Source organism: Cellulomonas sp. (assembly GCF_017744555.1).
In the GTDB taxonomy this organism is placed as follows: Bacteria; Actinomycetota; Actinomycetes; order Actinomycetales; family Cellulomonadaceae; genus Cellulomonas.
Genome location: NZ_JAGIBD010000019.1, coordinates 39,465 through 61,026 on the forward strand (window position 1 = coordinate 39,465; position 21,562 = coordinate 61,026).

The window sequence follows — 21,562 nt, forward strand, 5'->3', positions numbered from 1 at the left end:
CATGATGACGGCAGCATGACTGAGACCATCCCGCCCGTGGACCTGCCCACGACGACCGCCTCGACACCGGTGACGACGCCGGTGACCGCGGTCGTCGTCACCCGAGGCGTCACCCGTTACCTCGGCCCGACGCTCGGGGCCCTCGCGACCTCGCTGCGGCGCCCGCTGCGCGTGCTGGTCGTCGACGTGGGCGAGCGTCCCGATGCGGGAGTCGCCGTCGCGCTCGACCGTGCGTTCGCCGCCGTCGGCGGCTCGCCCCGCCCGCTCCTGCGCACGATCGCGGTGCCCGGCGCCCGCACGTTCGGCGGCGCGGTCCGGACGGCGCTGGCGGATCCCGCGGTCGCCGCGGACGGGCCGCCGACTCCGTGGCTGTGGCTGCTGCACGACGACAGCGCCCCGGCGCCGTCGGCTCTCGGCGAGCTCCTGCGCGTCGTCGGGCACGCCCGGTCGGTCGCGGTCGCGGGCGCGAAGCAGCGGACGTGGACCGACCCCGAGCGGCTGCTCGAGGTCGGCGTGCGCACGTCGCCCGCCGGCCGGCGGATGACGGACGTCGAGCCGGGCGAGCTGGACCAGGGGCAGCACGACGGCCGCGTCGACGTGCTCTCGGTCGGCATGGCCGGGGCGCTGGTCCGCAGGGACGTGTGGGACGACCTCGGCGGCCCCGACCCCGTCCTCGGACCGTTCGGCGACGGCGCCGACCTCTCCCGTCGGGCTCGGCTCGCCGGGCACCGCGTGGTCATCGTGCCGTCGGCCGTCGTCCGGCACGCCCAGGCCGGCTACCTGGGGCTGCGCAGCCGCCCGGCGGACGGCTCGGCGCCCGACGTCCCGGTGGACCTCGACGGCGACGGCATGGACGACCGTGCCGACCCGCGCCGGTCGTTCCGCGAGCGCCGCCGGGCCGCCGTGCACGCCCGCCTGGTGGGTGTTCCGGTCCTGCTGGTGCCCGTCGTGGCACTGCTCGCGCTCGTGTCCGGCGTGCTCCGGTCGTGCGTGCAGCTCGCCGTCAAGCAGCCCGGGCTGGCCACCGACGAGGTCGTCGCCCCGCTGCTGGCGCTCCTGCGTCCGCGGGCCGTGGTGCGGGCCCGCGCGCGGGCGCGGCGCACGCGTCGGCTGCCCCGGCGGACGCTGCAGCCGCTGCAGGCCACCTGGCGCGAGGTGTGGACGCAGGCGCGCGACCGCCGGCTGGCACGTGCCGCCGCCCGGAAGGTCGTGCAGGCGCCGAGCGAGCTCGAGCTGCGCGAGCTGGCCGCGCTCGCCACCCGCCGCCGGACGACGCTCGGCGTCGTGACCGTGCTGCTCGTGGCGGCGTCGGCGGTGGCGCTCGGGGCGCTCGTGGGCCCGGTCACGGGTGGCGCCCGCCTCGTCGGCGGCGCACTGCTCCCCGCCGTCGCGGACCTCGGGGACGTCTGGGTCGCGGCGACGTCGGGCTGGGTCGCCGGCGGGCTGGGCGGTCCGGGACCGGCCGACGCGCTGCTCACGGCGCTCCTCGGGCCGACGGCGCTGGCCGCGGGCTCGCTCGGCGCCGCGGTGGCCGTGCTCGTGCTGGGTGCGGTCCTCCTGTCGGGGGTCGGCGCGTGGGCCGCCGCCGGTGCCGCGACGCGGTCGACCGTGGTGCGTGCGTGGGCCGCGGTCGTCTGGGCCGCGGCGCCCGTGCTCCTGCTCGGCGTCACCGGGGGCCGTCTGGGACCCGTCGTCGCGCACGCCGCGCTGCCGTGGGCCGCGCTCGGCGTGGCGCGGGCCCTCGGCGTGCAGCGCGTCGACCAGGTGCTGTCGGGCCTCGCCACGGCGCGCCGCGTGCACGACGACGAGGGTGTCCCGCTCGACGACGACGCCGTTTCGCAGGCCGACGTCGCGACGCCCGTGCGCGGCGTCCCGACCGTCCCGACGCAACGCGTCTCCGACGACGTGCCCGTCGCTGCGCGCCCCGACGGCGCGGCACCGGTGCTCGTGGGCGCACCGGACCCGACCGGGTCGATCTCGGCGGCCGCGGGTGCGGCCCTCGCCTTCGCGGTCGTGGTCGCCGGTGCGCCGTCGCTGCTCGTGCCGGGCGTGCTCGCCCTGCTCGTCACGGTGCTGGCGGCCAGGCGGCGCCGCGGGCGGCTGCTGCTCGTGGCGGTGCCGGCGGTCGTGCTGCTCGCACCGACGCTCGTCGAGGCGGCGCGGCGCGGTCTCGGCGGGTGGCGCCTGCTGCTCGCGGGGCCGGGGCTGCCGACCGCGTGGACGGGCTCCGACCCGCTCAGCCGGCTGCTCGGCGTCCCGTCCGACGCCTCCGCCCTGGTCCCCGACGGGGTGACGGGGCTGCTCGCCACGGCCTGGCCGCTCGCGCTCGGCGGGGTCGTGCTGCTGCTGGCGGTGCTCGCGCTGCTCCGCGGCGCACCGGCGGCGCGTGCCGTGCGTGCCGCGTGGATCGTGGCGCTGCTCGGTCTCGCGACGGCGACGATCGCGGTCGCCGTCCCGGTCGGTGTGGCCGACGGGACCGTCGTGCACGGCTGGGCAGGTCCCGGGCTCTCGCTGGCCTGGGCGGGCCTCGTCGCCGCGGCGCTGCTCGGCGCCGACCGCGTCCGGGACCGTCTGGCACGCCGGTCGTTCGGTTGGCGTCAGCCGCTGGTCGCGCTGCTGACGGCCGTCGCCGTCGTCGTCCCGCTCGCGAGCCTGGGGGCGTGGGCATGGCAGACGCGCACGGGCGACGACGTCCCGCTGCACACCGTGGCCGGTCCGGTGGTGCCGGCGGTGGGTCAGCAGGCGCAGGTGTCGCCGCTGCGGTCGCGCATCCTCGCGCTGGCCGTCGGGACCGACGCCGTGTCGTGGCAGCTCATGCGGGGCGACGGGCCGCTCCTGGTCGACGACGCCGCGGCCGTCTCCACGCGCGCCCTGCGCGGCGACCTCACCGAACCCACCGTGCGGGGTGCGGACGACGCGACCGACGAGGTGCAGCAGCTCGTGGCGAGGCTCGCGTCGGGTGCGAGCGGCGACGTCGCGGGACCGCTCGCGTCGCTGGCCGTCGCGGACGTCCTGGTGCCCGCGCTCCCGGCCGGTCAGGCCGACTCGAGCGAGGCCGCCGCGGCGCGCGACGAGCTCGTCAGCCGGCTCGACGCGACGGCGGGCCTGGAGCGCGTGACGCAGAACGCGGCGGGGACGCTGTGGCGGGTCCGTGCGACGTCCGCGGACGTGGAGGCCGTGCCGGCGTGGGCCCGGGTCGTGGGCGGCGGCGTGGACGTCACCGACCCGACCGCGACGGCGCTCGCGCTGCCGTCCGGGGATCGCGCGGTCGACACGACCGTCCCGGCAGGGACGGGCACGCGGCAGGTGGTGCTCGCCGACCGGGCGGACGCGCACTGGCACGCCTGGCTGGACGGCCGGCCGCTGCGCGCCGTGGACGCCGGCTGGCGGCAGGGTTTCGAGCTGCCCGCGTCGGGGGGCCGGCTGGTCGTGCGTTTCGACGCTCCTGACACGCGGCTGTGGCTCGGTGCGCAGGGCCTCGTCGCCCTCGTCACGGTCCTGCTCGCGGTGCCGGTCCGACGCCGTCGGGCGGTGCGCGCATGACGAGGACAGGGACGGACCAGATGGACCCGGACGAGGTGCGCAAGGAGGTCGCGCGGACGCCCGGCGTGTGGCGGGGTCGGCTCGCCCGTGCCGCGAGCGGCATCGCGGTGCTCGGCGCGGTCGCGGGCGTGGTCGCGCTCGGCCAGTGGCCCGTGCAGGGGATCGCAGCGGCACCGACCGTGCCTGCGGACGACGTCGCCGTGCCGCCGTCGTCGACGACGCTCGTGTGCGCGGGGCCGCTGATCCTGCCCGACGACACCGGTCGCGGGGACGCCGAGTTCGACCCGACCCCCGTGGACCCGATCACGTCCGTGACCGCGGTGACGTCGGTGCCCGCCGGCAGCGGCGACGCCGTGGCCGCCGGCACCGTGACCACCCTCGACGGCACCCAGGCGGGCACGCTCGAGGCCGGGGGTGCCGGGGCGACCCTCGCGCAGCCCGGAGGACCGCTGGCCGTGCACGCGCAACCCGGGACGGAGCCCGCTCGCGTCGGCGCCGTGAGCAGCGGGCTCGTCACCGCGGGGGACCTGCGCGGCCTCGCCGCCGCGTCCTGCGCGCAGCCCGTCGCCGACGCGTGGCTCGTCGGTGGAGCGACCGACCTGACGAGCACCGCGCAGCTCGTGCTCGACAACGCCGGCTCGACCCCGGCCGAGGTCACGCTCGACCTGTGGGGTCCCTCGGGCCGCGTCGACCTGAGCGGCGAGCGGTACCTCGTCGCTCCCGGTGCCGAGCGCGTCGTCGCGCTGGGCGGCATCGCGGCCGAGCAGCGCCGGGTCGCGCTGCACGTGAGCGCGACGGGCGGCCGGGTCGCGGTGCACGTCCAGGACTCCGCGCTCGACGGGTTCACGCCCGCGGGCACCGACCTGGTCGTGCCCGGCGCCGCACCGTCGCGTCGCCAGGTGGTCCCCGGCGTCTCGGTCGTCGGGTCCGCCGTCGACGACCCCCACGCGCCCGCACTGCGCCTGCTCGTCCCGGGCGACGTCGGCACCACGGCGCACGTGACGCTGCTCGGCCCGGGCGGACCGGAGCAGCTGCCCGGTGCCGAGAGCGTCGAGCTCTCGCCCGGCGAGGTCACCGACGTCCCGCTCGGCGGCCTGGCCGCCGGGTCCTACACGGTGCTCGTGAGCGCCTCCGAACCGGTCGTCGCCGCCTCGGTCGTCGGCCGTCCTGGGAGCCCCGGCACGCTCGACGACACCCCCTCGACCGAGCGCGCGTGGGCCGCGTCCGTGACGCCCGGGCAGGGGGGCGTCGCCGTCCTGCCCGCGGGTGCGCGCGGCACGCTCGTGGTGGGTGCCGTGCCGGACGGGGACGACGACGGCACCGCCGGTACGGGTTCCGGGACCCTGCGGCTGCTCGGGGCCGACGGGTCGCTGCTCTCCGAACGACCGGTGGACGTCCCGGCAGGCACGACGGGATCGTGGTCCCTCGATGCGATCCTCGCCGGGACCGGCCACGTGGTGCCGGACACGACGGGGGAGGCGGGAGGCGTCCAGGCGCCGACGACGGGCGCGGTGCGTGCCGTCGACCTCCGCACCTCGTCCGGCGCGACCGTGCGCCTGTCCTGGGCCCTGGTCGCGGAGGTGGACCGCCCGGACGGCGTGCTGGTGTCGGTGCTCGACCCCGTGCCGGTCCGCTCAGGTGCGCCCAGTGTCGCCGTCCGCGAGGACGCGCGCCTAGGCACCCGCTGAGCGCGCGCGCCGCCGTACCCGCCGCGGCTCAGCGGGCGGCGCGGAGCTCCGCCCGCTCGCGCAGCCGGAGCCCGAGCGACGTGAGCGTCCGCACCGGCCACTGGTACCAGTGGGGGTACCGCCGCGCGACGTACCGGGCCGCGCTCGCGTGGTGCGCCGAGATCATCGACGCGGGGCGCGCACGCCAGGACGTCCCGCCCACGTGCGTGACCCGGGCGGCGGGCACGTAGAGGTTCGTCCAGCCGGCCCGCCCGAGGCGTTCGCCGAGGTCGACGTCCTCGAAGAACATGAAGTAGCCCTCGTCGAAGCCGCCCACCTGCGCGAACGCCTCCCGGCGCAGCAGCAGGCACGCGCCCGACAACCAGCCCGCGGCACGCCGCTCGCCGGTGTGCTGCTGCGCGGCGCGGTACGCGCGGGTCCACGGGTTGCCGGGCCACAGTCGCACGAGCAGCGCATGCCCGGCGCCCTGCGTGAGCGACGGAAGCGCGCGGGCCGACGGGTACACCGTGCCGTCGACGTTGAGCAGCGCAGGCCCGAGCGCACCGGCCCGGGGTTCGGCGGCGCCCGCCTCCAGGAGGACGTCGAGCGATCCGGGCTCCCACTCGAGGTCCGCGTTCGCGACGACGACCCACGGTCCCGTCGCATCGTCCGCGCCGCGGTTGGCGCCGCCCCCGTAGCCGAGGTTGGCGCCGGTGACGACGACGCGGGCGCCGTGCCTCTCGGCGACCTCCCGCGCGACGGTGTGGTCGTCGCCGTTGTCGACGAGCACGAGCTCGACGGGTGCGCTGGTCGCGCTCGCGAGGGTCGCGGCGAACCGGTCGAGCTCGGGGCCGGGGTGGTAGACGACGCAGACGACGCGGACGGTGGCGGAGGTGGCGGTGCTCATCGTCCGGACAGGTTAGTGGCCCTCGCCGTACTCCGGGTCCACGTCCTCCGGCGACCGGCCCAGCATGTGCGCGACCTGCTCGACGACGACGTCGCGGACCAGGTCGGCCAGGTCGAGCGGGTCGGACGCCCGCGACTCCACGGGCCGGCGGTAGACGACGATCCGCGCGGGGAGCCCCGCGTCCGCCGGGAAGTACCGGCCGAGCGGGACGCCGCCGCGCTCCCATGGCGCGGGGTTCGACGGCGGCACGTCCTCGACCGCGAACTCGGTCCCGTCCAGCTGCTTGGCCCAGCCGCGCTCGAGCCGCTCCACGGCGTCGAGGACGAGGTCGTCGAACCGCTCGGCACGGGTGCGGTAGGCGGGCATCGTCGTCGGCATCAGGGGCCCGCGCGGACCGCGTCCACGCCGGTCACGGCGGCGGATCGGCTGCACCACGGCACCGCCGCCCGCGCGCGCCGCGGCGGCGCCCATCCGGCGGCCCAGCACGGGCCGACGGGCGTGCGGCGAGGGGTTCGAGGTCACGTCAGCACTGTAATCCGGCGTGGCCGACGCGCCGGGTCGGCACCCCGTTGTACGGTCGGCCCGTGAGATCCGTCCGGCAGTGCTCGCGCACCGCGTGCGGCCGTGCCGCCGTCGCCACCCTGACCTACGTCTACGCCGACTCGACGGCGGTGCTCGGACCGCTCGCGCAGCACGCCGAGCCTCACTCGTACGACCTGTGCGTCCAGCACGCGGAGCGGCTCACCGCCCCGCGCGGCTGGGAGGTCGTGCGGCTCACCCCGGACCTCGGCCCGGCTGCTCCGAGCCGCGACGACCTGCTCGCGCTCGCCGACGCGGTGCGTGAGGCGGGGCGTGGCCGTGCACCCGAGCCGTCACCGGTCCCCGACGCGGTCGCCCCGGCGCTCGCGGAGGCCCCGCGACGCGGCCATCTGCGGGTGCTGCGCGGAGAGGGCGGCTGACGTCGTGGCGCGGCGGCGGGGGGACGCCGCGCGGGCTCGTGCCGCGCAGCAGGCGGAGCCGCTCGGTTCGCTGAGCCAGGCCGCGGGTCCCGTCGTGCCGGGCACCGAGGCGTGCCTGCGGTGCGGCGAGCGCGACCTCACCCGGATCCGGATGACGCTCGTGGGTGGGCGGCTCGCCGTGTTCGTGTCGTGCCCCTCGTGCGAGCAGACGAACTGGTTCGCGCTCGACGGCGAGGGTGTGCCGCTCGGCCGCGGGGAGATCGGCGGCGACACCGCGTGACGGGTGCGCCGGCTCGACTGCCGGGCGCGGTCGAGGCCGGGGCGGCCGAGCCCACTACGATGCCGGGGTGACCTCACCTTCTCCCGACCGGGTCGACCTGTCCGCCCTCATCAAGGCCTACGACGTCCGAGGCGTCGTGCCGCAGGAGCTGAACCCGGAGGTGGCGCGCGCGATCGGCGCCGCGTTCGCCGAGGTCGTCGTCCTGCCGGAGGCGCAGGGGCGGCCGCGCGTCGTCGTCGCGCACGACATGCGCCCGTCCGGGCCGGACCTCGTGGCGGCGTTCGCGGAGGGGCTCACGGGCCGTGGCGTCGACGTGCTCCGCATCGGCCTCGCGTCCACGGACGGGCTGTACTACGCGTCGGGTGCCCTGGACATCCCGGGTGCCATGTTCACGGCGAGCCACAACCCCGCGCAGTACAACGGCATCAAGCTGTGCCGCGCGGGCGCTAGGCCCGTCGGGCAGGACTCGGGCCTCGCACGCGTCCGCGACCTCGCGGGGGACTACCTCGCGAGCGGGCTGCCGCAGACCGTGGCGCCCGACGCGCAGGGCACCGTGAGCGACGAGGACATGCTGGCCGACTACGCCGGCTTCCTGCGCTCGCTCGTCGACCTGTCGGCGATCCGGCCGCTCAAGGTCGTGGTGGACGCGGGCAACGGCATGGGCGGGTACACCGCGCCCGCGGTGCTCGGCACCCAGGCGGGTCTGCCGGCCCTGCCGCTCGAGGTCGTGCCGCTGTACTTCGAGCTCGACGGCACGTTCCCGAACCACGAGGCCAACCCGCTCGAGCCCGAGAACCTGCGCGACCTGCAGGCCGCGGTCGTGGAGCACGGCGCCGACATCGGCCTCGCGTTCGACGGCGACGCCGACCGCTGCTTCGTGATCGACGAGAACGGCGACCCGGTGTCCCCGTCCGCGATCACCGCCCTGGTCGGCCTCCGCGAGGTGGCGCGCGAGCAGGCGGCGGGCCGCACGCCGACCGTGATCCACAACCTCATCACGTCGCAGGTCGTGCCCGACCTGCTCACGGCCGCGGGCGCCCGCACCGTGCGCACGCGCGTGGGCCACTCGTTCATCAAGGCCCAGATGGCCGAGCACGAGGCCGTGTTCGGCGGCGAGCACAGTGCGCACTACTACTTCCGCGAGTTCTTCTTCGCGGACACCGGGATGCTCGCGGCGCTGCACGTGCTCGCCGCGCTCGGCGGCCAGCCGCACCCGCTGTCCGCGCTCGCCGAGCAGTACCAGCCGTACGTCGCGAGCGGGGAGATCAACTCGCGCGTCACGTCCGTCGAGGAGGCGCGCGCCCGCGTCGTCGAGGCGTACGTGACGCAGCAGGGTGCCGGTCCCGTCACGGTCGACGAGCTCGACGGCCTGACCGTGTCGCACTGGGACGGCCAGCCGCAGTGGTGGTTCAACCTGCGGGCGTCCAACACCGAGCCGCTGCTCCGGCTCAACGTCGAGGCGGCCGACGAGGACATCATGGAGAAGGTGCGCGACGACGTGCTCGCGCTGGTGCGTCAGGAGGCGTGATGGAGGACGAGGCCACGGGGGCGCTCCCGCTCGAGCAGTGGGCCCGCGACCTGCTGCGCTGCCCCGTGACGGGCGCGACGCTGGTCGACGGCGTCGGGCCCGACGGCACCCCGGAGCTCGTCTCGACCGACCCGGACAACCCGCTCGCGTACCCGGTGCGCGACGGGATCCCGGTGCTGCTCGCCGACGAGGCGCGCAAGGTCACCGCCTGACGCTCCCGTCCGGGCGATTCGTCCCGCCCAGGCCCGCCGTCGCCTAGGCTGCGGCTGCCCGGTGGTGCCGGGCGCGCCTCACGGACGGGGGACCTGCGGATGGCGCACGGCGGCGGGACGCGCGCGATCCTCGCCGCGCTCGCGGCGAACCTGGGCATCGCGGTGACGAAGTTCGTCGCGTACCTGCTCACGTCGTCGAGCTCGATGCTGGCCGAGGCGGTGCACTCGGTCGCCGACTCCGGCAACCAGCTGCTCCTGCTGCTCGGCGGACGCCGTGCCCGTCGCGACGCCGACCCGAGCCACCCGTTCGGCTACGGGCGCGAGCGCTACGTCTACGCGTTCATCGTGTCGATCGTGCTGTTCTCGCTCGGCGGCCTGTTCGCGCTGTTCGAGTCGTGGGAGAAGTGGCAGGACCCGCACCCGATCGAGGGGCGCTGGTGGTGGGTGCCGCTCGTCGTGCTCGTCGCCTCCATGGTCATGGAAGGGCTCTCGTTCCGGACCGCCGTCGGCGAGGCGAACCACACGCGCGGCCGGCAGTCGTGGGTGCAGTACGTCAGGTCGGCGAAGGCCCCCGAGATCCCCGTCGTGCTGCTCGAGGACTTCGGCGCCCTCATCGGGCTCGTCCTCGCGATGGTCGGCGTCGGGCTCACGCTGCTCACCGGTGACGGCCGGTGGGACGCCGCCGGCTCGGCGGGGATCGGTCTGCTCCTCGTGTGCATCGCCGCCGTCCTGGCCGTCGAGACGAAGTCGCTGCTGCTCGGGGAGTCCGCGACCGGCGCCGACGTCGCGGCCATCGAGCGTGCGCTCGTCGGCGACGGCGTACCGTCCGTGATCCATCTGCGCACCATGCACCTCGGACCCGACGAGCTGCTCGTGGGCGCGAAGATCGAGGTGTCCGCCACCGAGAGCGCCGCCGACGTCGCCGCCGCGATCGACGCCGCCGAGCAGCGCGTGCGGGCCGCCGTCCCCATCGCCACAGTGATCTACCTGGAGCCCGACCTACGACGACACACGTGAACCACCGCACGACGCACCACGCACGACGCACCCGACCGTGAGCGAGGAGTGACATGACCGTGTTCAGCGAGATCCCCGGCCGCTACAAGGTCCGCGACCTGAGCCTGGCGGAGGCCGGGCGGCACCAGATCCGGCTCGCGGAGCACGAGATGCCCGGGCTCATGGCGCTGCGTGCCGAGCTCGGGCCCGAGCAGCCGCTCGCGGGCGCTCGCATCGCCGGGTCGCTGCACATGACCGTGCAGACGGCGGTGCTCATCGAGACGCTCGTCGCGCTCGGCGCCCGGGTGCGCTGGGCGTCCTGCAACATCTTCTCGACGCAGGACGAGGCCGCCGCCGCGGTCGCCGTGGGTCCCGACGGCACGATCGACGCGCCCGCGGGCGTCCCGGTGTTCGCGTGGAAGGGCGAGTCGCTCGAGGAGTACTGGGACTGCACCGAGCAGGTGCTGCTGTGGCCCGATGACGAGGGTCCGAACCTCATCCTCGACGACGGCGGCGACGCGACCCTGCTCGTCCACCAGGGCGTGCAGCACGAGGCAGCGGGCGCGGTCCCGGACGGCCCGCGGCCCGGCGACCCCGGCTGGTCCGAGGAGCTCACGGTCGTGCTCGGGGTGCTGCGCCGGGGGCTCGACGCCGACCCGCAGCGCTGGACCCGCATCGCGAAGGGGATCGTCGGCGTCAGCGAGGAGACGACCACCGGCGTCCACCGGCTCTACCAGCTCGCCGAGGCGGGCCGGCTGCTGTTCCCCGCGATCAACGTGAACGACTCGGTCACCAAGTCGAAGTTCGACAACAAGTACGGCATCCGCCACTCGCTGCCCGACGGCATCAACCGCGCGACCGATGTGCTCATGGGCGGCAAGGTCGCGTTCGTGTGCGGGTACGGCGACGTCGGCAAGGGCGCGGCCGAGGCGTTCCGCGGGCAGGGGGCGCGAGTGATCGTGTCCGAGGTCGACCCCATCTGCGCGCTCCAGGCCGCGATGGACGGCTTCCAGGTGACCCGGCTCGCGGACGTCGTCGGGGAGGTCGACTTCGTCATCACGACGACCGGCAACCGGGACGTCGTGACCGTCGCCGAGCTGACCGCGCTCAAGGACAAGGCCGTCGTCGGGAACATCGGCCACTTCGACAACGAGATCGACATGGCCGGGCTCGCGGCCGTGCCGGGCGTCGTGCGGACCGAGATCAAGCCGCAGGTGCACGAGTGGACGTTCCCGGCGGCCGACGGGCGGCCCGAACGGTCGATCATCGTGCTGTCGGAGGGGCGGCTGCTCAACCTCGGCAACGCGACCGGCCACCCGTCGTTCGTCATGAGCAACTCGTTCTCGAACCAGGTGATCGCGCAGGTCGAGCTGTTCACACGGCAGGACGCCTACGAGCGGCAGGTGTACCGGCTGCCGAAGGTGCTCGACGAGAAGGTGGCCCGGCTGCACCTCGACGCGCTCGGCGTGCGGCTCACCGAGCTCACGAAGGCGCAGGCCGAGTATCTCGGGGTCGACGTCGACGGCCCGTACAAGCCGGAGCACTACCGCTACTGACGGGGGTGCGGCGCCGGTGCCCTGGTCTGCCGTGCCGGTGCCCTGGTCGGGCGCCGGCGCCGGGCCGGCTCACTGGGCGGGGTCGGGGACCCCGTACGGGAGGCGGTGCAGCAGGTCTGCCTCGAGAGCGTCCCGGTGGGCGGCCGTGAGGCGCGTCCGCAGCTCGCGCTCGCGGCGCTCGGCCAGCACCGCCGTGAGGAACGCTTCCGGGTGCGTGCCTGGCGGCGGCAACGGGTGCACGTACCGCTGCACCTCGGCGGTGAGCTGCTCGCCGAGCTGCACGCGCGAGGCGGGGTGCAGCTTCGCGGCGCGGACGAGGAACTGGCGCACCGACAGGGCGAGCCCGTCAGGCAGACGCGCGATGTCGGCCCGCGCGGCCCAGCCGGCGAGCCACGGCGGCATCGGGGCCGCGGTACGCATCTTCGTCGCGCCGCGCACGCGCAACGCGTACGTGCCGGCCAGCATGTCGCCGAGCCGCTTGCCCTGCGGGTGCACGATCGACGCGATGAGCGCCACCGAGCCCAACGTCATCCACAGCTCCACGACACCGACCAGGGCGCGGACGAACGCCTGACGGAGCACGACAGGGCCGCCGTCGTCGCGCACCACCCGGATGCCCACCGCGAGCTTGCCCACCGAACGGCCGCGCGTCAGGGTCTCGACCGTCGTCGGGACGATCACGGTGATCGTCGCGATGATCACGATGCCGAAGATGGCCGACCCGTCCTCCGAGTCGAGGACGCCCGAGATCCCCGCCACGAAGACCAGCGCGAACAGCCCGGCGCCCAGCACGACCAGGTCGAGGAGCGCGGCCAGGACGCGGGAGATCGGCGACGCGGGCTGCGAGTCGAGCAGCACCCCCTCGCCGATGACGACGCCGTCCATGTGCCTCCTCCCGTCCCGTCGCAGGGCGCGCACCCCGCCTGGGGAGACTAGCCGTTGATCGGGCCGACGGGATGGCAGGCTGTGCGCATGGATCTCGACGCCTACCAGGCGGCCCGCGCCGGGGCGTGGCAACGGCTCGACCGGTTGACCCGGTCGCGGCGGCGGACGGGCGCGGAGGCGGACGAGCTCGTGCGCCTGTACCAGGCGACCGCCACCGACTTGTCGGTGATCCGCTCGGCCGCGCCGGACCCCGAGCTCGTGAGCCGGCTGTCGCAGCAGCTCGGCCGATCACGGGCCGCGATCGCCGGGGCGCACGAGCCGAGCTGGCGCGACGTCCGAGCCTTCGTCGAGGTGTCGCTGCCGGCGGCGCTGTACCGGATCCGGTGGTGGACCGTCGGCGTCATGGCCGCGTTCCTGCTCCTCGCGATCGCCAGCGGCGTCTGGGTCGCGACGCAGCCCGAGGCCCTCGCGGCGATGGGCACGCCGAGCCAGCAGCAGGAGTACGTCGACAACGCGTTCGCCGCGTACTACGACCCCGGCGCGGGCTTCGCCGCGACGGTCTGGACCAACAACTCCTGGATCGCCGCCGTCTGCGTCGGCGCCGGAATCACCGGGATCCTGCCCGTGTACATGCTGGCGACGAACGCCATCTCGGTCGGCGCGGCGGGCGGGATGATGGCGGCGCACGGCGAGCTCGCGCTGTTCCTCCAGCTCATCGCGCCGCACGGGCTCCTCGAGCTCACGTCGGTGTTCGTCGCCGGGGCCGCAGGCCTGCGGATCTTCTGGACGTGGATCGATCCCGGACCCCGTCCGCGCTCGCGGGCCCTCGCGCAGGAGGGACGCGCGTTGTTCACCGTCGCGATCGGGCTCGTCGGGACCCTCGCGGTCTCCGGAGTCATCGAGGGCTTCGTCACCGGGTCCGACCTGCCGTGGTGGCTCAAGATCGCCATCGGCGTCGTCGCCCTGACGGCGTTCTGGGCCTACACGCTCGTCCTGGGCCGCCGCGCGGTCCTGGCCGGGGAGACGGGCGACGTCACTGCCGACCGCGGCGGGTACGTGCTGGCCACCGCCGGCTGACACGCTCGCTTGGTCGCACCCTCGGCTCGGCCTGGCGGCTCCCGTCAGCGCACGTCGACGGCGTGCTCGGCGGCGTCGTCAGCGAAGAACTGCACGAACCGCTCACCCTCGTCGGCGAGCTCCCGGCGTTGGGTGGGGTCGAGCGGGTCCAGGGGCGTGACCTCGAGCGTCGCGAGCTCGCGCCGCGTACGCCCGGCCCCGTCGAGTCGCGTGCGCCGGACGACCCATGTCGCCCCGACGCGACCGTCGATCAGCACCGAGCCGGGCAGGACGCCGTTGCGGCTCTGCAGGCTGCGCCGGCGCTCGTCGCTCACGATGCGGCTGCGGTCGGCGTGGCTGAGCAGCACGTTGTCGAGGTCGGGCAGGAACCGGACCGGAGCGGGGATGTCACCGTCCGGTCGAGGGGCGTCGGGCACGTCGTAGACGGTCCGCGGCCGGACCCCGCCCGCCGCCGGCGGCGCCGAGAACTGCAGCACCCGGTCGCCGAGCCGGTCGACGACCGTACGCAGGCCCGTCAGGCCGGACCACGCCTGCACGTCCTGGACCGTCGCCGGCCCGAAGGCCGCCAGGTAGCGCAGCACCAGGCGCTCGAGCTCGACGGCGAGCACGTCGGGGTCGGTGACGTCGGGCGTCGCCGCGGCGGCCTGCGGGCCGAACCACGACCAGGCCGTCGTCCACGTCGTCGCGCCCGACCGGCCCCACACGCCGCGCGGCGGCACCTGGACCATCGGCAGCGTGCCGCGGGCGGCGTACGCGAGCGTCGTCGGGGGCACGTCGGGCCAGCGCTCCGCGAGCAGGGCGCCGAGGTCGGTCGTCGAGCGGGGCCGCTCGTCCACGAGTGCGCGCGCCGCTGCGGTGACGTCGCCGACGTCGAGCGTGCGCAGCGGCGCCGCGTGCTGCGCGTTGACGAGCAGGTCCTTGCGGAACAGCGGCTCGATCAGCGCGGGCAGCAGCAGCGCGTCGGGTGCCGTGACGAGGTGGATCGTGCCGCGCATGACGGCGATGCGGGCCGCGGTGCGGTCGACGAGGGTCTCGCCGAGGCTCGTGTGGACGAACCCTTGGACGCGGCTCCACAGGCCCACGTACGGCGACCACGCGTTCTGCGCCTGCAGGCCGACCAGATGGTCGACCATCGCGAGCACGGGGACGTCGGCGCGGTCCAGGAGGTGCTGACGGGCGAGGAGCGCACGGTTGAGCTCGGCGTTCGTCAGGGGCGCGTCGACCGTCACCGTGGCACGGTATCGGCACGCGCCGACACACCGCCGGTACGCCTCCGTGCCCGGGCCGCGTCGAGGCCGACCCATGGCGGCCGTGCAAGGGGGCGCGACCCGCGGCGCCGACACCGCAGGTCAGAGCCGCCCGGCCGCCTTGAGAGCGAGGTACGTGTCGGCGAGCCGCGGCGCGAGCTCGTCGGGCAGGGCCTCGAGCACCTCCACGCCACGCTGCCGCAGCCGCTGGGCCACGGCCGCCCGCTCGAGCCCCGCGCGTTCCGCCGCGGCGGCGTCGAACACGGCGGCGGCGTCGGCACGGCCGGTGCGCAGCGCGTCGACCTCGGGGTCCTGCACGGACGCGAGGACCACCTGGTGACGCTCGGTGAGCTGGCCGACGACGCCGAGCAGCCCCTGCTCCACGGCGGCCGGCTCGAGCGCGGTGAGCAGGACGACGAGGGCGCGCTGGCTCATCCGCCGCCGCACCTCGCCGACGACGCCCGACCAGTCCGTCTCGACGAGCTCGGGGTGCACGTTCGCGAGCGCGTCTGCGAGCGCCGGCATGAGCCGCGCCCCGGACACACCGGCCGCGCGGGCCCGCACGCGGCGGTCGAACGCGAGGAGCTCCACCCGGTCGCCCGCCCGCCCCGCGAGGGCGGCGAGCAGCAGCGCGGCCTCGATCGAGGCATCGATGCGAGGCGCGTCGAGCACCCGTACCGCCGACGTCCGCGCCGCGTCGAGCACGATCATCACGCGCCGGTCCCGCTCGGGCCGCCACGTCCGCACGACGACGTCGCCCCGGCGGGCCGTGGCGCGCCAGTCGATGGCCCGCACGTCGTCGCCGATCACGTACTCGCGCAACGAGTCGAACTCCGTGCCCGGCCCGCGGACCTGCACGGCCGCACGCCCGTCGAGCTCGCGGAGGCGGGCGAGCCTGCTGGGCAGGTGCCGGCGCGACGCGAACTCGGGGAGCACCCGCAGCCGCCCGGGGACCGTGAGCGACGCCTGCCGTCCGGACACGCCCAGCGGCCCGGCCGTCCGGATCGTCACGCGGTCGGCGTGCGCGTCACCGCGTCGGGTGGGCACGAGCGTCGTCCGCAGCCGCCGGCCGTCGCCCGGCGGCACGTCGACCGTGTGCCGGTCGGTCCGGGCCGACGCGGACGGCGGCCACGCGTCCCGCACGACCGCACGCAGCCGACGGGTCCCGACGTTCGTCACGACGAGCGTCGAGTCCGCGGGCTCGGTCAGCCGGACGGAGACAGGCACGTCGCGCTCGACGGCGACCTGCCGGGGCGACGCGGCGAGCACGGCGTCGACGACGCACACCGCCGCGACGACGAGCGTCCACGCCAGCACGGTGCCCGCCGCCGGCAGCACGAGCACCACCGGCACGCCGAGCGCCGCGAGCACCACCGCCCGCCACGTGAAGATCACGACGCGCTCAGCGGGGGACGGGGACGGAGCCCAGCACGGTGTCGAGCACGGCCTCGGCGTTGACGCCCTCGAGCTCGGCCTCGGGCCGCAGCTGAACCCGGTGCCGCAGCGTCGGGTGGGCGAGCGCCTTGACGTCGTCGGGAGTGACGTACCCGCGGCCGGACAGCCACGCCCACGCACGCGACGTCGCGAGCAGCGCGGTCGCGCCACGCGGCGAGACCCCGAGCGACAGCGACGGCGACCGCCGCGTCGCCCGGCACACGTCGACCGCGTACCCGAGCACCTCGCGCGACACCTGCACCTGGGCGACCTCCGCCCGCGCGTGGGCGAGCAGCGCGGCGTCCGCGACGGGCCGGACACCCGCGGCGGTCAGGTCGCGCGGGTCGAAGCCGGCCGCGTGGCGGGCGAGCACCTCGACCTCGTCCTCCCGCTCGGGCAGCGGGAGCGTGAGCTTGAGCAGGAACCGGTCGAGCTGCGCCTCGGGCAGCGGGTACGTGCCCTCGTACTCGACGGGGTTCTGGGTGGCGATCACCAGGAACGGGTCGGGCAGCGGGCGCGGGGTGCCGTCGACGGACACCTGACGCTCCTCCATCGCCTCGAGGAGCGACGCCTGCGTCTTCGGGGGCGTGCGGTTGATCTCGTCCGCGAGCAGAAGATTCGTGAACACCGGACCCTCGCGGAACGAGAACTCCGCGGTGCGGGCGTCGTAGACGAGCGACCCCGTGATGTCGCCGGGCATGAGGTCCGGCGTGAACTGGACCCGCTTCGTGCCGAGGTCGAGCGCCGCCGACAGCGACCGGACGAGGAGCGTCTTCGCGACGCCCGGGACGCCCTCGAGGAGCACGTGGCCGCGGCAGAGCAGCGCGATGACGAGCCCGCTCACCGCTGCGTCCTGCCCGACGACTGCCTTCGCGACCTCGGTCCGGACGCCCGCGAGCGCCGCACGCAGCTCGTGCGACGGGGCGGACGGCTGCGCGTGGCCCGCCGCCGGGAACGGCGCGGGCGCCGCGGGGGCATGCATCGCCGCCGGAGGTGCCGTGGGCGTGGGCGCGACCGGCGCCGGTGCCGGCGCCGTGGGGGTCACGGGTGCGGGCACGCCGGGCGCCGGGTGGGACTGCGGCGCGCGGTGCTGGGGTGCGGACGGCGTTGCAGCACCAGCGCTCGCCGGGCCGGCAGGAGCGGGCGGCACGCTCGGGGCCTGAGCCGCCACCGGGCCGGCCGGCCACGCGGGTGCCGGCGGTGCGGGGGGTGCGGTGGGGGCGGGCGCCTGCGCGCCGCCGGGCGCGGTCGCCGGTGCGGGCGGGTGCTCGGGCGTGGGCATGCCGGGGGTCTCCTCGGTCACGGTCGGTGAACCTCGCTCTCCAGGTGGTCCAGGTCCAGGGCCAGCCGTGCCAGGCCGGCGTCGTCCCGCGGTGGGGGACCGTACAGCAGGTGCTCGACGGAACGGGGGTCGCGCCCCGTGGCCCGGGCCACGGCGTCGACCAAGGGGACGGCGCCGGCTGACCGGGGCAGGCCGAGCCGGGTCGCGCATCGGCTCGCCGCGCCGGCGCGCAGTGCCGCCGCCGCGTGGCCGTGCGCGCGCGAGCGCCGGTACAGCCGGCCGCGTCCGCGGGTGGTCTCGCCCGCCCGGACGACGACGGGCAGCGGTTCGGTGACCAGGCGGCCGAGCCGTCGTCCGCGCCACAGCGCCGTGACGAGCACGACCAGCACGAGCATGAGACCGACGAGGCGGACGCGTGGTGGGACGAGGTCGCCGAGCGCGGGGCTGGACCCTCCGCCGCCGGTGCTCATGTCGTCGAGCGACGGGACGAACCACACGAGCCGCTCGTGCTTGCCGAGCATCCGCAGCACGAGCGCGGCGTTGCCCTCCTCGGCGAGGTGCGCGTTGGTCAGGGGAGCGGTGTCGGTCAGCGCGGTGAGCGGCCGTTCCCCGTCGACGACGACGTACGCGCCGCTCTCGGGGTCGTCGCTCGCGAAGCAGACCGTCGGACCCGGTGCGGTGGCGCGCAGCGCGCCGGACACGGTCGCCGTGCCGGCAGCGGTGGCGTCGGGGTCGTCGCAGCGGGCCTCGCGGACGGCGGAGCCCGAGTCGACGCCGCCGACCACGAGGCCGTCGCTGAGCCGTTCGACGATGTCGGCGTTGCCGACCAGCACGAGGTCGGCCCCCGTGCCGTCGAGGGCGTCGAGCTGCTCGTCGTCGAGGAACAGCCCGCCGACCACGAGCAGCGTGCTGCCCGGCGCCGCCTGACCGACGGCGTCCGCGACCCGGCGCACGTAGCGGACGTCGACGCCCTGCCCCCCCAGGATCTGCGCCGCGGCCCGCGCACCGGTGGGTCCGGGGTTGTCGGGCGCCACCGCCGTGGTCGACGTGCGCGGCTCCGGCAGGGTCGCGAGCAGCCCGACGAGCAGCAGCAGGCCCAGGATCGCGAGGGGGGCGCGGGAGCGTCGCCAGCGCGCGGACGCCCGGGTGCGCGCGGAGGTGCCGTCGCCGACCACGGGCTGCGCCACGGCGGGGGCCACCGGCGGGGCCGCGGTCATCGGGCACCCGCAGACGCGGTCTCGGTCCGGCGCTGCGGGGCGACGGGGCGGGTCTCACGCACACGCCGGTCGAGGTCGCGCAGCACGCGGTCGTCGTCGGGCGTCGCGGTCACGTGCCCGTAGGCGACGTCGTCGAACAGGCGCCCTCCGTCGACCAGCGCCGCGCCGAGGGTCGGGAGGCGGACGCTCGCGTCGACGGTGGCCTCGTGGGCGGTGCGGCCGAGGCGTGCGTCGAGGATCGTGCGCTCCTCGAGCCCGCGGACCACGGCCCGGAAGCGTTCGACGACCGCGAGCGACCAGTCGCCCGCCGCGGCGGCCGCGTCGGCGGCGGCGCGCAGCTGGTCGGCGGTCCGCGCGTCGTCGCGCCCGAGCACCGACCGCGCCTCCCGCGCAGCCCCGCGCGACCGTCGGACCGGCCCGGCGGCCCACAGCACCACACCGGCGACCAGCACGGCCACGCCGATGACGACGGCGAGCGAGACGCCGGGGGAGACCACGGGAGCGGGGATGCCGTCGAGCAGGCCGAGCAGCCAGTCCAGCAGCCGGTCGAGCAGCGAGCGCGACTGGTGGTACACGGGCTCGGCCAGCTCCCGCTCAGCCCAGCGGCGTGCGGTCGCGGCGTCGGGCTCGACCGGCACCTCGCGCCTGACCCCGGTCGCCAGGGCGCCCACGTGGGCCGCCCACGCCACGAGCGTCACCCGGCCGCCTGCGCGGCACGCGCCAGCTCGATGTCGAGTCCTTCGCGACGCATGCGGACGTCGATGTAGAGCAGCGCGACGACGGCGGCGAGGTACGTGGTCGCCAGGGTCAGCGCGACGACGTTCGCGATGCCGACGAGCACGATGCTCGCGAACGAGGTGCCGGCCGGATCCTGCAGGATCAGCGCGGAGAACATCGAGACCGGGAACACGATGACGTTGCTGACGAAGCCCACGATGAGGCTGACCAGCAGGTAGGTGCCGAGCAGCCGCCAGAAGCTGCCGCGGGTGAGCCGCCACGCCCGGCCGACGGACCGCCAGAAGCCCTTGCCCTCGAGCATCAGGGCCGGGGGGACCAGCAGCGTGCGGGTGCTGAACCAGAACAGCAGGACGAACAGTGCCAGCAGCCCCAGCAGCCCCACCGCGACGGCCGCGCCGACCTGGTTCTGCCGTACCAGCAGCAGGACGGCGCCGGCGACGACGGAGATGCCCAGGAGCTGGGCGACGCCCGCGAGCACGGTGAAGCCCAGCACCCACCACACGCGCGACGTGCGCAGGGCCTGGCCGATCGTGATGGTCTGGCCGAGCACGGACCGGCTCACCGACAGGATCACGAGCCCCGTGAGGACGGTCGTCGCGATCTGGGTGAACGGCAGGCTGATGACGCTGCCGACCATCGCCCCGAACTGGTCGGCCATCCCGAGCTCGCCGGTCGGGTCGGCGTCCTCGAGGAACCGGTTCGTGGAGTCGGCCAGCAGCCCCGTGACGTACCAGCGCGTGAGCTGCTGCAGCACGACCGCGATCGTCACGACGGCGGCGGCGAGCCCGAACATGACGCGCGGGTTGGCGCGGACCGCGCGGAACGCGCCGTCGAGGATCTCGCCGAGGCCGAGCGGGCGCAGCGGGATGATGCCCGGCTGCAGGGCCGGCGGACGCCACGGACCGCCGGACGGCGCGACGGGCGGCGGCACGGCCGGGCCCCAGCCTGTGGCGGCAGGGGGGACCGGCTGACCCCAGGAGCCGGGCGGCACCGGGGCGGCGGGCGGCACCGGGCCGGCGGGCGGCGGCGGGGCGCTGGGCGGCGCTCCCGTCGGGGACACCCACGCGGGTGGGCGGGGCGCGTCGTCGTGCGGGCTCGTCATGCGAGCGCGGCTCCCTCGGCTGTCGTGGTGCGTGTCGTCGTCGCTGGTCCGGGCGCACGTCACCGGTGGTGTCACCGTGTGGGCCCGCTCTTGGCCAGGACGATGCCCATCGTGCCACGGGCCCTCGTGCCGACGGCGCCGTCCGTGCACAGACACGCGACCGCCCCGCGCTCCGGCGGGTGATCTGTGGACGACGGGGCCGAACTGGACGGTCCGCCAAGGTCGCGGTGCGAGAATGCGCGCATGAGAGGACGCGTGCTGGTGGTCGACGACGACACCGCGCTGGCCGAGATGATCGGGATCGTGCTGCGGTCCGAGGGCTTCGACCCGGTGTTCTGCGAGGACGGGGACGAGGCGCTCGGGGCGTTCCGGGCGACGCAGCCGGACCTCGTGCTGCTCGACCTCATGCTTCCCGGCCGCGACGGCACCGAGGTCTGCCGGCAGATCCGCGCCGAGTCCGGCGTGCCCATCGTGATGCTCACGGCCAAGAGCGACACGGTCGACGTCGTGCTGGGCCTGGAGTCCGGCGCCGACGACTACATCTCCAAGCCGTTCAAGCCGAAGGAGCTCGTCGCGCGCGTCCGTGCCCGGCTGCGCCGCAGCGACGAGCCCGCGCCCGAGCACCTGTCCATCGGCGACGTGACGATCGACGTGCCCGGCCACCGGGTCGCGCGCGCCGGCCGCCCGGTCTCCCTGACCCCGCTCGAGTTCGACCTGCTGGTCGCGCTCGCCCGCAAGCCCTGGCAGGTGTTCACCCGCGAGGTGCTGCTCGAGAAGGTGTGGGGCTACCGGCACGCCGCGGACACGCGGCTCGTGAACGTCCACGTGCAGCGCCTGCGCTCCAAGATCGAGAACGACCCCGAGCAGCCCGAGATCGTCGTGACGGTGCGCGGTGTCGGCTACAAGGCGGGCGTGACCTCGACGTGACGTGG

The 21,562-nt window shown here is 75.9% G+C and carries 19 protein-coding genes; 10 read left to right on the forward strand and 9 right to left on the reverse strand.

Features of this window, described 5'->3' with window-relative positions; translation table 11 throughout:
• Positions 1-15: 15 nt before the first annotated feature.
• Positions 16-3,543, forward strand: coding sequence for a glycosyltransferase (locus tag J7523_RS13085; protein ID WP_291887224.1), 3,528 nt, complete (start codon positions 16-18; stop codon positions 3,541-3,543).
• A complete protein-coding gene (locus tag J7523_RS13090) occupies positions 3,540-5,231 on the forward strand; it encodes a DUF5719 family protein (RefSeq protein WP_291887227.1) in 1,692 nt (563 codons plus the stop codon). Before J7523_RS13085 ends, J7523_RS13090 begins: the two co-directional genes overlap by 4 nt.
• A 28-nt stretch (positions 5,232-5,259) precedes the next feature.
• Here J7523_RS13090 and J7523_RS13095 read toward each other — a convergent pair whose 3' ends face one another.
• Positions 5,260-6,117, reverse strand: coding sequence for a glycosyltransferase family 2 protein (locus J7523_RS13095; RefSeq protein ID WP_291887229.1), 858 nt, complete (start codon positions 6,115-6,117; stop codon positions 5,260-5,262).
• Positions 6,118-6,129: 12 nt separating this feature from the next.
• The gene (locus J7523_RS13100) at positions 6,130-6,639 is read right to left on the reverse strand and encodes a metallopeptidase family protein (RefSeq protein WP_291887231.1); all 510 of its coding nucleotides are present in this window, start codon (positions 6,637-6,639) and stop codon (positions 6,130-6,132) included.
• Positions 6,640-6,701: 62 nt separating this feature from the next.
• On the opposite strand from J7523_RS13100, the gene J7523_RS13105 reads away from it, so the two are divergent.
• The 6 genes from J7523_RS13105 to ahcY all read left to right on the forward strand — a co-directional run bounded on the left by J7523_RS13105 (position 6,702) and on the right by ahcY (position 11,648).
• Positions 6,702-7,076, forward strand: coding sequence for a DUF3499 domain-containing protein (locus J7523_RS13105; RefSeq protein WP_291887234.1), 375 nt, complete (start codon positions 6,702-6,704; stop codon positions 7,074-7,076).
• Between the two features lie 4 nt (positions 7,077-7,080).
• Positions 7,081-7,356, forward strand: coding sequence for a hypothetical protein (locus J7523_RS13110; RefSeq protein ID WP_291887237.1), 276 nt, complete (start codon positions 7,081-7,083; stop codon positions 7,354-7,356).
• 67 nt (positions 7,357-7,423) lie between these two features.
• On the forward strand, positions 7,424-8,884 hold the full coding sequence (locus J7523_RS13115) for a phosphomannomutase/phosphoglucomutase (RefSeq protein WP_291887240.1): 1,461 nt from the start codon (positions 7,424-7,426) through the stop codon (positions 8,882-8,884).
• Positions 8,884-9,096 carry a hypothetical protein gene (locus J7523_RS13120; protein ID WP_291887243.1) on the forward strand — a complete coding sequence of 71 codons (213 nt, stop codon included), beginning with the start codon at positions 8,884-8,886 and terminating at the stop codon, positions 9,094-9,096. Before J7523_RS13115 ends, J7523_RS13120 begins: the two co-directional genes overlap by 1 nt.
• Positions 9,097-9,195: 99 nt before the next feature.
• Positions 9,196-10,113: a cation diffusion facilitator family transporter gene (locus J7523_RS13125; RefSeq protein WP_291887246.1), complete on the forward strand. Its 918-nt coding sequence runs from the start codon at positions 9,196-9,198 to the stop codon at positions 10,111-10,113.
• Positions 10,114-10,166: 53 nt separating this feature from the next.
• Complete coding sequence (gene ahcY / locus J7523_RS13130; RefSeq protein WP_291887249.1) at positions 10,167-11,648, forward strand: adenosylhomocysteinase; 1,482 nt, start codon at positions 10,167-10,169, stop codon at positions 11,646-11,648.
• Positions 11,649-11,717: 69 nt separating this feature from the next.
• On the opposite strand, the gene J7523_RS13135 is transcribed toward ahcY, so the two are convergent.
• The gene (locus J7523_RS13135; protein ID WP_291887252.1) at positions 11,718-12,533 is read right to left on the reverse strand and encodes an RDD family protein; all 816 of its coding nucleotides are present in this window, start codon (positions 12,531-12,533) and stop codon (positions 11,718-11,720) included.
• A gap of 87 nt (positions 12,534-12,620) precedes the next feature.
• Here J7523_RS13135 and J7523_RS13140 point away from each other — a divergent pair, with 87 nt between their 5' ends.
• The gene (locus tag J7523_RS13140) at positions 12,621-13,610 is read left to right on the forward strand and encodes a stage II sporulation protein M (RefSeq protein ID WP_291887254.1); all 990 of its coding nucleotides are present in this window, start codon (positions 12,621-12,623) and stop codon (positions 13,608-13,610) included.
• A 44-nt stretch (positions 13,611-13,654) separates the two neighbouring features.
• On the opposite strand, the gene J7523_RS13145 is transcribed toward J7523_RS13140, so the two are convergent.
• The 6 genes from J7523_RS13145 to J7523_RS13170 form a co-directional block, all read right to left on the reverse strand.
• On the reverse strand, positions 13,655-14,839 hold the full coding sequence (locus tag J7523_RS13145) for a winged helix DNA-binding domain-containing protein (protein WP_291887257.1): 1,185 nt from the start codon (positions 14,837-14,839) through the stop codon (positions 13,655-13,657).
• 120 nt (positions 14,840-14,959) lie between these two features.
• Positions 14,960-16,252: a DUF58 domain-containing protein gene (locus J7523_RS13150; protein WP_291887260.1), complete on the reverse strand. Its 1,293-nt coding sequence runs from the start codon at positions 16,250-16,252 to the stop codon at positions 14,960-14,962.
• A gap of 7 nt (positions 16,253-16,259) precedes the next feature.
• Positions 16,260-17,273 carry a MoxR family ATPase gene (locus J7523_RS13155; RefSeq protein ID WP_291887309.1) on the reverse strand — a complete coding sequence of 338 codons (1,014 nt, stop codon included), beginning with the start codon at positions 17,271-17,273 and terminating at the stop codon, positions 16,260-16,262.
• 317 nt (positions 17,274-17,590) lie between these two features.
• Positions 17,591-18,790 (reverse strand): DUF4350 domain-containing protein, encoded by a 1,200-nt coding sequence (locus J7523_RS13160; RefSeq protein WP_291887262.1) that lies wholly within the window; start codon positions 18,788-18,790, stop codon positions 17,591-17,593.
• The gene (locus J7523_RS13165; protein ID WP_291887265.1) at positions 18,787-19,488 is read right to left on the reverse strand and encodes a DUF4129 domain-containing protein; all 702 of its coding nucleotides are present in this window, start codon (positions 19,486-19,488) and stop codon (positions 18,787-18,789) included. Before J7523_RS13165 ends, J7523_RS13160 begins: the two co-directional genes overlap by 4 nt.
• On the reverse strand, positions 19,485-20,630 hold the full coding sequence (locus tag J7523_RS13170; protein WP_291887267.1) for a glycerophosphoryl diester phosphodiesterase membrane domain-containing protein: 1,146 nt from the start codon (positions 20,628-20,630) through the stop codon (positions 19,485-19,487). The genes J7523_RS13165 and J7523_RS13170 overlap by 4 nt, the downstream gene beginning before the upstream one ends.
• A gap of 243 nt (positions 20,631-20,873) precedes the next feature.
• Between J7523_RS13170 and mtrA the strand changes: the two genes are divergently transcribed.
• On the forward strand, positions 20,874-21,557 hold the full coding sequence (gene mtrA / locus J7523_RS13175; RefSeq protein WP_203749034.1) for an MtrAB system response regulator MtrA: 684 nt from the start codon (positions 20,874-20,876) through the stop codon (positions 21,555-21,557).
• The last annotated feature ends 5 nt before the right edge of the window (positions 21,558-21,562 follow it).